Below are 13,660 nucleotides of genomic sequence, written 5' to 3'. Positions count from 1 at the left end.
TTCAACATACACAGCAAAGACAAAAAATATCCTACATATTTAACAAATTTATTTTAATTTTTACTGATATTTTTTAAATAAAATTAAGTCCCTATTTCATTGGTATTTCCTTTCATCTCGTCGAGATGCCAATCAAATAAGCATTGACCCGATTACAACCTGTGAGGAATGAAGATCTTATGGATTTACGTAACCTTCCAACAATTTCAGCACTATCTGACGCAGTCACGATCTGTGAGTTCCAGGGCATCAAAATTGTACGTGTGATTCACCAGCAGGCCGAAGCCGGTATTTCCCTCCACGGCGGCCACCTGATTTGGTACAAGCCTGCTGGAGAAAAAGACGTTATTTGGCTCAGCGAAAAGGCTGAATTCAATACTGCAAAAGCTATCCGCGGTGGTATACCTGTCTGCTGGCCTTGGTTCGGCAAGGTAGCGACGCCTTCTCACGGCTTTGCACGTAATAACCAGTGGACGCTAAATCAGCACCGTGAAAATGAGCAGGGTGTGATTGTGTCACTGACACTGGAAGACACCGAGGCGACTCACGCTATCTGGCCTCACAAATTCCATAATGAGATTACCTTCGAAATTGGTCGGGAACTGACAGTCAGCCTGACCTCGACCAATACCGATGAGCATTCCTGGTCATTCACTGGCGCCCTGCACACCTACTTTAACGTGGCAGCTATCAACGACGTTGCTGTAACGGGCATGGGTGAAGCCTACCTGGATAGCACTAGAGGCAACGAAGCCTGTACTGGCGGCGATACGCTGACATTCAACGCTGAAACAGATCGCGTTTATACCTCGCCAGCTAACCCGGTTGTCATTGATGACAAAGCCCACCAGAGGCAACTACAGGTTACTAACCTGGGCCATGATGCCGCCGTCATCTGGAATCCATGGCAGGCGCTATCTGTCAGCATGGGGGATATGGCAGGCAACAGCTTTGAAACGATGGTCTGTGTCGAATCCGCCATCCACGAGCAAGCCATCGAATTGGCACCGGGTGAATCCCACACGCTCAGCACGCAAATAACTGTGCAGAAGTAATAGCAGAGATTGATTTCAATGCCGCCATCTCGGCGGCATTGCCTTAACCAGCAACACTAGCGCAATCAACGCGATGCCGGAGGGCACGCATTCACTGAGCTGCGTCCCTAGGCAAGCATATGCGTGTTTGTTTCAATGAGTACCCAGCCATTGCCATCCGGATCGGCAAACGTCGCAAACCGCCCGCCAATTATGGTGACGATCTCAGAAAGAGGCACTCCCCTGCCTGTCAGTTCGCTGTGCGTGGTGTGGATATCATCTGTTTGCACAACCAGCCCCTGAACCGATCCTGCCTTCATGCCGCCAAATGGTATGACTAGACTGATTGTCGTCTCGGCCCCTTTCGGTGCTAGCTGGATCCAGCGCTTATGGTTATCGGCGTGATGATCGCGTATCAGCTCAAACCCTAAGGCATCACGATAAAAGAGCAAGGCCTGACTCTGGTCTGAGACCGGAATCGAAACTGTATCAACACGTGAAATCCCCATTAATCAAGCTCCCCCGTTCCACAAATTACTTCTCTAGCATATGTCAGGGGGATCGATTTCGCCCTCCCAAAAAACCGTTATCGCAAATATTTGACAGCTTGGATGCAGGCTACTTTCACAACGATCATCAAATTTTGTTCTGAAAAAGGAAAACAATTCGTCACAAACTGACTGTAAGCAAAAAAAAACCACATCAAGCTAAAAAAAGCACTTTATGGCACATTTTCGTGCAATGAAAAGCTTTACATTTAGGCGGTAAAACCAACAGTGAAACAATATTCCTGATTTGCGACTCAACTTTCCCGCAACGACCGAGATCACAATATCGCAACAAAATCGACGCTATTTTTTAAACAAATCCGCTTGCGATTCCCGATTTATAGGAGGATAGTAAGAATATGTTCAAAAAACATTCAGTTCGTTAGGCAAGGACAAAAGGGAAATTTAGTTTATAAACCAACAACTCAGTGAAGCAATTTGATCAGTTAGGTCTAGTCTTAAGATATGAGGGATGTGAAAGATAATTGTTTTCGTCCTTTCTAATTGATTGATGAACGATTCAGGGGGCATACCATGAGTATTTTTGACCACTATCGTCAACGCTATGAAGAAGCCAAGGATGAAGAGCTTTCATTGCAAGAATTCCTTGAAATCTGTCGTAATGACCGCAGTGCTTACGTCAATGCTGCAGAGCGCTTGCTGATGGCAATCGGCGAACCAGAAATGATTGATACCGCTCAAGACCCACGTTTGAGCCGTCTATTCTCCAACCGCGTCATTTCCCGTTACAAAACGTTTGAAGACTTCTACGGCATGGAAGATGCCATTGAACAAATCGTTTCTTACCTCAAGCACGCGGCACAAGGCTTGGAAGAGCGCAAACAAATCCTATACCTATTAGGTCCTGTTGGTGGCGGTAAGTCATCACTGGCCGAAAAGCTTAAGAGTCTGATGCAGAGAGTACCTGTTTATGTACTGACAGCAAACGGCGAACGCAGCCCGGTTAACGACCACCCTTTCTGCCTGTTCGATAAAAATGAAGACGGAGACATCCTCAATAAAGAATTTGGCATTCCAGAGCGCTATCTGAACAACATCATGTCACCATGGGCAGCCAAACGCCTGCACGAATTTGGCGGTGATATAACTAAATTCAAAGTCGTCAAAGTCCGTCCGTCGATTCTCGATCAGGTCGGTATCGCCAAGACCGAACCCGGCGACGAAAACAACCAGGATATCTCATCGCTGGTCGGTAAAGTCGACATTCGCCAGCTTGAGCACTTCTCTCAGGATGACCCGGATGCCTACAGCTATTCCGGTGCGCTCTGTAAGGCCAACCAGGGTCTGATGGAGTTCGTCGAGATGTTCAAGGCACCACTGAAAGTGTTGCACCCGTTGCTGACAGCAACGCAGGAAGGCAACTACAACGGTACCGAAGGACTTTCAGCATTGCCGTTTGACGGTATTATTCTGGCTCACTCCAACGAATCTGAGTGGCAGACGTTCCGTAACAACAAAAACAACGAGGCCTTCCTTGACCGAGTTTATATCGTCAAAGTGCCTTACTGTCTGCGTGTATCGGAAGAAATCCGCATTTACGAAAAACTGCTTCAGAACAGTGAACTGTCTGCGGCACCTTGCTCGCCAAGTACCCTGGAAATTCTGGCACGCTTCACCGTACTGTCTCGCCTGAAAGAGCCGGAGAACTCCAGCCTTTACTCGAAAATGCGTGTCTATGACGGTGAAACCCTGAAGGATACGGATCCGAAAGCCAAGTCTTACCAGGAGTACCGTGACTACGCCGGTGTCGATGAAGGTATGGCCGGTCTGTCGACCCGATTCGCGTTCAAGATCCTGTCGCGGGTCTTTAACTTCGATCACTCCGAAGTGGCAGCCAACCCCGTTCATCTGTTCTATGTACTGGAACAGCAAATTGAACGAGAGCAGTTCCCACAGGAAATGGCAGAAAAATACCTCGAGCACTTAAAAGGTTACCTGACACCGAAGTATGTCGAGTTCATCGGCAAAGAAATCCAGACCGCTTACCTTGAGTCTTACTCCGAATACGGTCAGAACATCTTTGACCGCTATGTCAGCTATGCCGACTTCTGGATTCAGGATCAGGAATACCGCGATCCGGAAACCGGTCAGTTGTTTGACCGCTCGGCGCTGAATAACGAGCTCGAGAAAATCGAGAAGCCTGCCGGAATCAGCAACCCGAAAGACTTCCGTAATGAGATCGTTAACTTCGTACTACGTGCCCGTGCCAGTAATGCCGGCAAGAACCCGAACTGGACCAGCTACGAGAAGCTTCGTACCGTAATCGAGAAGAAAATGTTCTCGAATACCGAAGAGCTGCTTCCTGTCATCTCGTTTAATGCCAAGACATCCACCGATGAGCAGAAAAAACACGATGACTTCGTGGCTCGTATGATGGAAAAAGGCTACACCCGCAAGCAAGTACGCCTGCTATCCGAATGGTACCTGCGCGTACGCAAGTCGTCGTAGCCTGCCACGGAATTATGGGATGAATAAGGGGAGAGCTTATGGGGCATTTTATAGACCGAAGGCTCAACGGTAAAAACAAAAGCACGGTGAACCGTCAGCGTTTTCTGCGCCGCCATAAACAGCAGATCAAGGAATCGATCGCTGATGCGGTAAACAAACGCTCGATCACCGATGTCGAAAGCGGCGAGGATATTACCATTCCTTCCCGCGACATCCGCGAGCCAAGCTTTCACCAAGGCCGTGGTGGACAACGTGAAGTTGTCCACCCGGGCAATGACCAGTTCAGCCCCGGAGATCGCATTGAACGCCCCCAGGGAGGGGCGGGTCAAGGCGGTGCCGGTGAGGGACAGGCCAGCCCTGACGGTGAAGGCCAGGATGAATTTGTTTTCCAGATATCCAAGGATGAATACCTTGATTTGCTTTTCGAAGATCTGGAACTGCCAAACCTGGAAAAGAACCAGCTCAATAAAATCGTCGAGTGGAAAACATTCCGCTCCGGCTATAAATCTTCCGGAGTACCGGCCAACATTGCCATCGTGAAATCGTTGCAGAATTCACTGGCTCGCCGGACAGCAATGACGGCCGCCAAACGTCGTCAGCTAAGGGAGCTGGAACAAGCGCTAGACTACTTGATGAATACCGAACCGGCCCAGCCACTCGAAGAGGACAGAGTGAAACGGGAGATTCAGGCCCTGCGGGAAAAAATCAGCAGCGTGCCCTTCATCGATACCTTTGACTTACGCTACAAAAATTACGAACGTCGGCCACTACCCACCAGCCAGGCAGTGATGTTCTGCCTGATGGATGTATCCGGCTCGATGGATCAGGCGACCAAGGATATGGCAAAGCGCTTCTATATCTTGTTGTACCTGTTCCTCAACCGAACCTATAAGAATGTCGATGTAGTCTTTATTCGCCACCACACCCAGGCCAAGGAAGTAGACGAGCATGAGTTCTTCTACTCTCAGGAAACCGGGGGCACGATTGTATCTAGTGCATTGCGAATGATGGATGATATCGTCAAGAAACGTTACTCACCGGCTGAGTGGAATATCTATGCGGCGCAAGCCTCGGATGGTGATAACTGGGCTGATGATTCACCCGGCTGTCGTGAATTGCTGGACAAGCATATCCTGCCAGTCAGCCGTTATTATTCCTACATCGAGATCACCCGCCGGGCACACCAGACATTATGGCGGGAGTATGAGGCACTGCAGGCAAGCCACAGCAACTTTGCGATGCAAAACATAAGGAGTGTGGAAGACATCTTCCCGGTATTCCGGGAGCTATTCAAGAAACAAGTGAATTAGATGTCAGCAAGCGCTATAGGGGAGTGTGTTATGGTAACAACCACTAAGTCAAAAACACTCAGTGATGGTCCTGACTGGACGTTTGACCTGCTTGAGCAGTATCACACGGAAATTAAACGCGTCGCCGATCACTATCGGCTTGACGCCTATCCTAACCAGATCGAAATCATCACTGCTGAACAGATGATGGATGCCTATTCCAGTATCGGGATGCCCATCAACTACCATCATTGGTCTTTCGGGAAGCGCTTTATCGAAACGGAGCGTGGCTACAAACACGGCCAAATGGGGCTGGCCTACGAGATTGTGATTAACTCGGATCCCTGTATCGCTTACCTGATGGAAGAAAATACGATAACCATGCAGGCACTGGTCATGGCCCATGCCTGCTATGGTCACAACTCGTTCTTCAAGGGCAACTACCTGTTTAAAACCTGGACCGATGCCAGCTCAATCATCGACTACTTGCTCTTTGCCCGCAAATACATCACCGAATGCGAAGAAAAATACGGCGTCGATGAGGTCGAGAGACTGCTCGACTCTTGTCATGCGCTCATGAATTACGGTGTGGATCGCTATAAGCGCCCGCAAAAAATATCACTCGTCGAGGAAAAGGCCCGGCAAAAGGCACGGGAAGATTACTTGCAAACCCAGGTCAACGCACTGTGGCGCACCATTCCTATCCAGGAAGAAAAAGAACTCAAGACAGAGGAAGCGCGTTACCCCCATGAACCCCAGGAGAACATCCTGTATTTCATCGAGAAGCATGCACCACTGTTGGAACCATGGCAGCGTGAAATAGTCCGTATCGTGCGTAAAGTCAGCCAGTACTTCTACCCGCAGAAACAAACGCAGGTGATGAACGAAGGCTGGGCGACTTTCTGGCACTATACCATCCTCAACCATCTCTATGACGAAGGCCTGGTTACTGATCGATTTATTATCGAGTTTCTTCACAGCCATACCAATGTTGTCGCTCAGCCGGACTACAACAGTCCGTATTATAGCGGTATCAATCCGTATGCCCTGGGCTTTGCCATGTTCCAGGACATCCGCAGAATCTGCGAAAACCCAACGGAGGAAGACAAATACTGGTTCCCGGACATTGCAGGGGCTGACTGGCTGGATACCGTGCACTTTGCGATGGAAAATTTCAAAGACGAAAGCTTCATCAGCCAATACCTGTCACCGAAAGTGATGCGTGATTTTAAACTCTTCGCCGTGGACGACGACGACCGTCACAACTATGTGGAGGTCAGCGCCATTCACAATGAGGAAGGTTACCGAATGATCCGCGAGAAGCTCTCGTCCCAGTACAATCTCAGCAACAATGAGCCGAATATTCAGGTTTGGAATGTGGCGCTGAAAGGTGATCGCTCACTCACCCTGAGGTACGTACCACACAACAGGATCCCGCTGGCAGACAGCCATGCGGAAGTACTGAAGCACATGTACCGTCTATGGGGCTTCGATGTCACACTGGAGGAAGAGATGCCCGACGGCAGAACGCAGATCCTCGGTACCTGCCCTGTTCGTAATCAATATGATTCAGAGATATAGCAACCAAAGCCACAAACAAAAAAGGAGATGCAGTTGCATCTCCTTTTTCATTTACGACAATGTCGTCCCGAGCTTACTGCTCTTCCTCATACAGGTAACGTGCAATCTCAACACGGTTGCTGTACCAAATCGCCCCGCTCTCGCGGCCATACTTCTTGATGCGATCGGCAACCAGCTCCGGCTGGTTATTGTCACAGTAAGACTTCATGTCACGGTAGAAGTTAAGTGCCAGTTCGCAGGCTTCCTTCGACATAAAGTAGTAACCGCCAACACGGGTATAAATCTTGCGCAGGCCATTAATCGTCAGAACATACAGGGTGTTACCTGATTTCGCCGCCATCCCCTGGAACATACGATAATCGTAGTAGTTGAACGCACGGGCACGGCAAATTGCTTCGCAAAGCTCCGGCTGATCTTTTCCGTATTTGTCGACGATCTTCTTCACTTCCTGCATCAACTCTGTCTTTTCGTCGCTTGCTTCAACGAAATCAGTAAAGTTGCCAGCCTTTAGCAAGGTCTCGCAAGAAGTAATAATGTTAGCCAGCAATTGGCTAGCTTCTTCGCTGTTCCCCTTAACAGCATATCGCATATACACGCTGCTAATATCTGTTCGAGCAGAAAGCAGGTCTTCAAGTACCCCCTGAACATCTTGTCCGTCCAAAGTAATCAAAGTATCGAGAATACTCAGGCCCGACGTATCCATGTAGTTGTTTACACGAGTCGGTTTGCCGTGCTGAATGGTCAACCAACCATCACGGGCAAGACGTTGCAGCACCTCACGAAGCGTCGTACGGGTAACACCAATCAGCTCGGACAGTTCCCGCTCAGCCGGAAGAATCGATCCCTGTGGGAAGTGATTATTCCAGATACTCTCTATGATATATTTCTCAGCAAATGTTGCTGGGCTATCAGCCTTTATAACCATCTGATTATTTTTCCAGTTGCTTCTTGCTTATATATTATTAACTCATCATACCACTAGTTACGCACTGGGCGAAACTCTGCTGGGTATGTAAAAGACATGTTTTACTTTGCGCTTCAAAATTTGATAATGCTCAACGTTTCCTGCGAATTGTAAGCAAATATTTCAGAGCGTGGTAATCTACCGCCCTAAATCCCCGGTTTTGAGATGAGATATCAATAAATTAAACATCTTCCCATCTCACTACTTGACTGATCTAGATCAAACTGTACAGTTAGCACGATCTATCTCTGGGAGCTAAATGGAAGCTGCTGCCTGCTTTAAGTTAAAAACCATCAGGGAAATGATTTTTAGCTTAGGGGGTCTCATAAGAACACTTAACCACCAACTGGTTATCTTGGTCTCGGACTAATAGGCAAGTAGCAGCCAGCTCATCGAATAATTTGCGTATTTTGAGAGACCCAAGAACATGGCTATTTCGCTAGGGAACGCCTTCATCAAGAACTTTTTAGGCAAGGCTCCCGACTGGTACAAACTGGCAATCATTGCCTTCCTCATCATCAACCCAATCGTCTTTTTCCTAATCGACCCTTTTGTCGCAGGTTGGTTACTGGTCATTGAGTTTATCTTTACTCTTGCCATGGCCCTGAAATGTTACCCGCTACAACCCGGTGGTTTGCTGGCTATCGAAGCCGTGGCAATAGGAATGACCAGCCCCGAGCAGGTCAAGCACGAACTGGTTGCCAACATCGAAGTCTTATTGCTACTGATCTTCATGGTTGCCGGTATCTACTTCATGAAGCAGCTACTGCTGTTCATTTTCACCAAGATACTGATCAACATCAAATCGAAGACACTGCTATCGTTGTCGTTTGTTGTCATGGCCGCCTTTCTGTCCGCCTTCCTTGATGCACTGACCGTTATCGCGGTTGTGATCAGCGTGACCATTGGCTTCTACAGCATCTATCACAAAGTTGCCTCAGGCCGTGAACCCCATGCCTCGCACGACCATACGACTGACTTGCATATCCGCGAAGTGAGCCGTAATGATCTGGAAAACTACCGTGCGTTCCTTCGTAGCCTGCTAATGCATGCCGGTATCGGTACCGCCCTGGGTGGTGTAATGACCATGGTGGGCGAACCCCAGAACCTGATCATTGCCGATCAGGCCGGTTGGCTGTTCGGTGAGTTCATCCTGCGCATGGCACCGGTCACGGTTCCAGTATTCTTGTGTGGCATAGTGACTTGCGTACTGGTCGAAAAATTTCAGATTTGTGGTTACGGTACCCGCCTACCGGAGAATGTCCGCAAAATTCTAGTGGATTTCGACGACGAAGAACGCAAGCGCCGCACCAACATTGATTATGCCAAGCTGGCTATCCAGGTTGTCATCGCGATATGGCTTATTCTTGGCCTTGCCCTGCACCTTGCAGCAGTCGGCCTGATTGGTCTGACGGTCATTATCCTGGCCACCTCTTTCACCGGTATTACTGAAGAACATGCGCTAGGTAAAGCGTTCGAAGAGGCACTGCCGTTCACCGCGCTGCTTGCCGTTTTCTTCTCTATCGTTGCCGTTATCATCGACCAGCATTTGTTTGCTCCGATCATCGAAATGGTACTCAGCCTTGAAGGTAGCGCCCAGATGACAATGTTCTACATTGCCAACGGCCTGCTATCGATGGTGTCGGATAACGTGTTCGTCGGAACGGTATACATTAACGAAGTGAAAACAGCACTGATCAATGGCGTCATCACCCGTGACCAGTTCGATATGTTGGCTGTTGCTATCAACACCGGTACCAACTTGCCGTCAGTGGCAACACCGAACGGTCAGGCCGCATTCCTATTCGCATTGACGTCGGCGCTGGCTCCGTTGATTCGCCTGTCCTACGGCCGAATGGTGTACATGGCCTTGCCGTATACCATTGTGCTGTCACTCGTTGGCCTTGCCGGTATTGAATTCATGCTGGTTCCGATGACGGAATGGTTCCACGACATGGGCTGGTTAAGTCACCATGTTGCGGAAGCTGCCTCACATATTGCACCTGCTACTGGACATTAATTGAATCTTTAGCAAAGATAAGTGTCAGAAATTACAAGTTCAAAGCCCTGATTTCTCAGGGCTTTGTTTTAAGTATAGGTGAGATCATTTCATGCAATTTCTGAATACCTTTTCCAAAAGCCGGTTATCCTGGCTATTACTGCTCATTTTCATTGTTTTCTTTGAAGCTTGCGCCCTGTTCTTTCAGCATGTCATGAAACTCGACCCATGTGTCATGTGTATCTATGAACGTGTCGCTATGATGGGAATAGGCTTTGCAGCCCTGCTTGGTATGATTGCCCCGCAAAACGCCGTGATCCGCTGGACCGGGCTTGCCGGGTGGGGATACAGCGCCTATCAGGGGCTGGCTCTCGCCAACGAGCACGTCGGTTACCAGTTCAATCCGTCGCCTTTTGCAACCTGTGATTTGTTTGTGACGTTTCCGGAGTGGGCGCCACTAAACCAGTGGGTACCGTGGATGTTTGAAGCAACCGGTGACTGCAGCAAGGTAGTCTGGTCTTTCCTCGGTCAATCCATGCCACAGTGGCTGGTCATCATTTTTGCCGCTAACCTTGTGGTTCTGGCGCTCATTGTTATCGCACAGTTCTTTGGCAAGAAGAAAGAAAGGTTCTAGAAACTAGAATCGCGGAAAGAAACTAAAAAAGCGAGAGGTATACCCTCTCGCTTTTTCGTTTAGTCCTCTAACGCAGCAACAATCGGATAGTCTGCAGGACACAAGGGGTAAGCAGCCATCTCGGCATGTTCGACCCATACGGCATTCTGGTGGCTATGCAACACCAACTCACCGCTCTGCCAGTGGCTAAGGTAGCCTTTGAGGTGAATGACTTTATCACCGTAATCGAACACACTGTCAGCCAGCCAGCGGCCTGTACAGGTAGTGATTGCTAACTCTTCCTCTAACTCACGCTCCAGCGCCTGCTCAGGAGTTTCCCCTTCTTCAACCTTACCGCCGGGAAACTCCCATAAGCCCCCCTGACAGGCATGGTCAAAACGCTGGGCAAGCAGGTAACGGCCCTCTTTTTCAATGACGGCCGCAACAACCAGGATCACCGGCTTATGTTCAGGTGACGGCTGACTATCAGTCATTACCGACCACAGCACTGCTTGAATTTTTTGCCGCTCCCGCACGGGCACTCATCATTACGCCCTGTGCCTTTATACGGGTTTACGGCCTGGGCAGCCGCCCCCTGCTGGAACTCATCGGCCGCCATCACTACTTCGGTCAGCATCAGTGGCAGCTGGGCATAAAGCTGAGCCGGTTCGGGCATACCTTCGACACCCGCTTCTTGCATCTGAGCCAGGGTCGAGCTTTCATCCAGCAGCAACATGCAGGTTGTCAGCAGTGCCGATAACATGCGCATGGTGCCATCAGACATCACCTGATCAGCCCAGTTCGGCTCAATGAAAGGCCAGACTGCCAGAAAACCTTCGGCAAAATGGCTCATCCCTTCGGTCACACCGGACTCTTCCTGCCAGCAAACCTGCTCAGGCAACACATATTCACCAGCCTTGATGTATCGGTACTGCATTTCAAAGTGATTCAAGATGGCCATTTTAATGTCACCCTCAACGGTAATCTGCGCATCTTCCGTCACTCCGCCATGCACCAGTACAGGCAGCCATTTTTCTGGTTCCAGGGGTTTCGGGTTGGCATTAGCCGCCAGCAAAGCACCTTCAATGAAAGCAGCTGGCATACCTTCCCAGTCTGCTGGTAATGTCATTAGTTGTGTCATCATGTGTTCCGGTTCATCGGGCAAAACTGATTAGGCGAAAGATTATATACCCAAATGCCACCAAGATGCTCGTTTCCACTCCTGTGAATTGACTCCATGAGAAAACCTGGCGCCGCCCTGCAGCTAACCCGATGCCAAAACCTCCCACTAGCGGTATCTACCAGACATTACTTGAGTTTTCTTGTTGAATTTTGATGCAGATGCTGGCAAAAATGACGTAATTAACGACAAGTATCAGGACGATGTCGATGTATCAAGGGACAGCAAACGCGATTATTGCCGGTGCCAGTGGCCTGGTTGGCGATGAACTTCTCCACCAGCTTCTCGCCCACCCTCACTTTCATACAGTCTATTCACTGTCTCGCCGTGAATTGCCTTTTCACAGCAAGAAATTGGTCCAGATCGTCCATCCCGAACTACGTGTAACCGCCTGGGGTGAAACGGATCCGACACCAACGATTGGCTTCATCTGCCTGGGCACAACCAAGAAACAGGCCGGCAGCAAGCAGGCACTTGAAGCAGTCGATTTTCAGCTAGTCAAAGATGTCGCAACCACGATGCACTTACTTGGCGTCCGGCACCTTGTAGTGATATCTAGCCTAATGGCACATTCATGGTCTCCTTCGCACTACTTACGCTGCAAGGGAAAAATGGAGCAAGTGATCAGCAAAATGGGCTTTTCCCACTCTGTCTTTGTTCGTCCGGGGCCACTACAAGGCGAGCGTTCTGCTCCTCGCCAGGATGAACAAGTCGTACAGGGCGTTTTCAATGTGATCAGACCATTGATGATTGGTCCCCTTGGCCACTTAATCCCCATACCTGCCGAGGATGTTGCCCGCTCTATGCTGGAGCTTTCTCTGCTCGCCGAAAATGAGCAGCTAGGGGCTGTAGCAACGATCTCCGGCAAACAGCTTTTTCCTGATTCACACCATGTGCTGCAGGATTAGGTGACAAAGGCGCTATTCCGGACTAAAATCTCGCCCCTTATGTAGATAACGGTACAGGGCGAGAGAGCTAATGCCAAAAGCGACGCGTGTAATATTAGGCCCGATGGAAGGTGTACTCGACCATTTAATGCGAGAGATGCTCACCGACTTCAATGACTACGATCTTTGCGTCACTGAATTCGTGCGAGTCATTGATCAGCTGCTGCCAAATAGCGTCTTTTACCGCCTGTGCCCGGAGCTTCATCAAGGAGGCCGAACCGCATCAGGTACCCCGGTGCGGGTTCAGTTGCTTGGCCAGGATCCTGACTGGCTAGCGGAAAATGCCAACCGCGCCGTCATGCTGGGATCTGCCGGTGTTGATATCAACTTCGGGTGCCCGGCCAAGGCAGTCAATAAAAGTCGGGGCGGTGCCGTGCTGCTCCAGGATCCGGAACTGATGTACCAGATAGTCAAAGCTGTCCGACAGGCAACAGATCCAAGAAAGCCTGTAACCGCCAAGGTTCGCCTGGGCTGGGATGATCCGGCCCGCTGCTTTGAAATTGCCGATGCCGTCGCCCAGGCAGGCGGCGATGAAATCACCATCCATGCGCGGACCAAGATCGACGGCTATAAGGCCGGGACCATCCAGTGGGACTACATCCGCCAGGTCAAAGAGAAAATCGCGATTCCAATTATTGCCAACGGCGAAGTCTGGAATTACAAGAATGGTCAGGAATGCCTGCAGGCCACCCAAGTCGATGCGCTCATGGTGTGTCGCGGTGCCCTGAACTTGCCGAATTTATGCAACGTTATCAAACATAACGATACACACATGAGCTGGGTGACGGTTCTTGATTTGCTACTGCGTTACTCCCAATACGAAATCAAGGGAGATAAGGGCCTCTATTACCCGAACCGGGTTAAACAATGGTTTGCCTACCTTCGGCACGAGTATCCCGAAGCCAAGGCCTTGTTTGCCGATATTCGTCGCCTGAATAAGGCTGCGCCTATTGTCGACACCCTGAAGGCAGCCCGGGCAAAACTTGCAGCCTGACGGTCTCGCTCTCAAGCAGCCTCAGCCAAACAGGCTGGGGCT

At 49.7% G+C, this 13,660-nt stretch carries 12 protein-coding genes; 8 read left to right on the top strand and 4 right to left on the bottom strand.

Going from position 1 to position 13,660, the window contains the following annotated elements:
- The first annotated feature begins 179 nt into the window (after window positions 1–179).
- A complete protein-coding gene (locus L4D19_RS14920) occupies window positions 180–1,055 on the top strand; it encodes a D-hexose-6-phosphate mutarotase (RefSeq protein WP_428453098.1) in 876 nt (291 codons plus the stop codon).
- A 107-nt stretch (window positions 1,056–1,162) separates the two neighbouring features.
- Here L4D19_RS14920 and L4D19_RS14915 read toward each other — a convergent pair whose 3' ends face one another.
- Window positions 1,163–1,543, bottom strand: a complete 381-nt coding sequence (locus L4D19_RS14915; RefSeq protein ID WP_075764906.1) for a VOC family protein — start codon at window positions 1,541–1,543, stop codon at window positions 1,163–1,165.
- Between the two features lie 573 nt (window positions 1,544–2,116).
- Here L4D19_RS14915 and L4D19_RS14910 point away from each other — a divergent pair.
- Genes L4D19_RS14910 through L4D19_RS14900 form a run of 3 tightly spaced genes read left to right on the top strand, consistent with a single transcriptional unit; the run spans window position 2,117 to window position 6,921 of the window.
- Entirely contained in the window at window positions 2,117–4,051 is a 1,935-nt protein-coding gene (locus L4D19_RS14910) for a PrkA family serine protein kinase (protein ID WP_160648625.1), read from the top strand.
- Window positions 4,052–4,089: 38 nt separating this feature from the next.
- The gene (locus tag L4D19_RS14905; RefSeq protein ID WP_075764910.1) at window positions 4,090–5,361 is read left to right on the top strand and encodes a YeaH/YhbH family protein; all 1,272 of its coding nucleotides are present in this window, start codon (window positions 4,090–4,092) and stop codon (window positions 5,359–5,361) included.
- 30 nt (window positions 5,362–5,391) lie between these two features.
- Entirely contained in the window at window positions 5,392–6,921 is a 1,530-nt protein-coding gene (locus L4D19_RS14900; protein WP_428453097.1) for a SpoVR family protein, read from the top strand.
- Window positions 6,922–6,994: 73 nt separating this feature from the next.
- On the opposite strand, the gene fadR is transcribed toward L4D19_RS14900, so the two are convergent.
- Window positions 6,995–7,846: a fatty acid metabolism transcriptional regulator FadR gene (gene fadR, locus L4D19_RS14895; protein ID WP_160648627.1), complete on the bottom strand. Its 852-nt coding sequence runs from the start codon at window positions 7,844–7,846 to the stop codon at window positions 6,995–6,997.
- Window positions 7,847–8,312: 466 nt separating this feature from the next.
- On the opposite strand from fadR, the gene nhaB reads away from it, so the two are divergent.
- Together nhaB and dsbB are read left to right on the top strand one after the other, a co-directional pair.
- Window positions 8,313–9,905 carry a Na(+)/H(+) antiporter NhaB gene (nhaB, locus tag L4D19_RS14890; protein ID WP_428453096.1) on the top strand — a complete coding sequence of 531 codons (1,593 nt, stop codon included), beginning with the start codon at window positions 8,313–8,315 and terminating at the stop codon, window positions 9,903–9,905.
- Between the two features lie 91 nt (window positions 9,906–9,996).
- Window positions 9,997–10,518 (top strand): disulfide bond formation protein DsbB, encoded by a 522-nt coding sequence (gene dsbB / locus L4D19_RS14885; protein ID WP_428453095.1) that lies wholly within the window; start codon window positions 9,997–9,999, stop codon window positions 10,516–10,518.
- 59 nt (window positions 10,519–10,577) lie between these two features.
- Here the strand turns inward: dsbB and L4D19_RS14880 are convergent, their stop codons facing one another.
- Window positions 10,578–10,991 carry a (deoxy)nucleoside triphosphate pyrophosphohydrolase gene (locus L4D19_RS14880; protein ID WP_428453094.1) on the bottom strand — a complete coding sequence of 138 codons (414 nt, stop codon included), beginning with the start codon at window positions 10,989–10,991 and terminating at the stop codon, window positions 10,578–10,580.
- Window positions 10,991–11,638: a YecA family protein gene (locus L4D19_RS14875; RefSeq protein WP_428453230.1), complete on the bottom strand. Its 648-nt coding sequence runs from the start codon at window positions 11,636–11,638 to the stop codon at window positions 10,991–10,993. Before L4D19_RS14875 ends, L4D19_RS14880 begins: the two co-directional genes overlap by 1 nt.
- A 248-nt stretch (window positions 11,639–11,886) precedes the next feature.
- On the opposite strand from L4D19_RS14875, the gene L4D19_RS14870 reads away from it, so the two are divergent.
- Both L4D19_RS14870 and dusC read left to right on the top strand, forming a co-directional pair.
- Window positions 11,887–12,585 (top strand): NAD(P)H-binding protein, encoded by a 699-nt coding sequence (locus L4D19_RS14870; RefSeq protein WP_428453093.1) that lies wholly within the window; start codon window positions 11,887–11,889, stop codon window positions 12,583–12,585.
- 70 nt (window positions 12,586–12,655) lie between these two features.
- On the top strand, window positions 12,656–13,618 hold the full coding sequence (gene dusC, locus L4D19_RS14865) for a tRNA dihydrouridine(16) synthase DusC (protein WP_428453092.1): 963 nt from the start codon (window positions 12,656–12,658) through the stop codon (window positions 13,616–13,618).
- The last annotated feature ends 42 nt before the right edge of the window (window positions 13,619–13,660 follow it).

It is taken from the genome of Photobacterium kasasachensis (genome assembly GCF_050336885.1).
Taxonomy (GTDB): domain Bacteria; phylum Pseudomonadota; class Gammaproteobacteria; order Enterobacterales; family Vibrionaceae; genus Photobacterium; species Photobacterium kasasachensis.
This window is presented reverse-complemented; position numbering and strand designations above follow the sequence as displayed.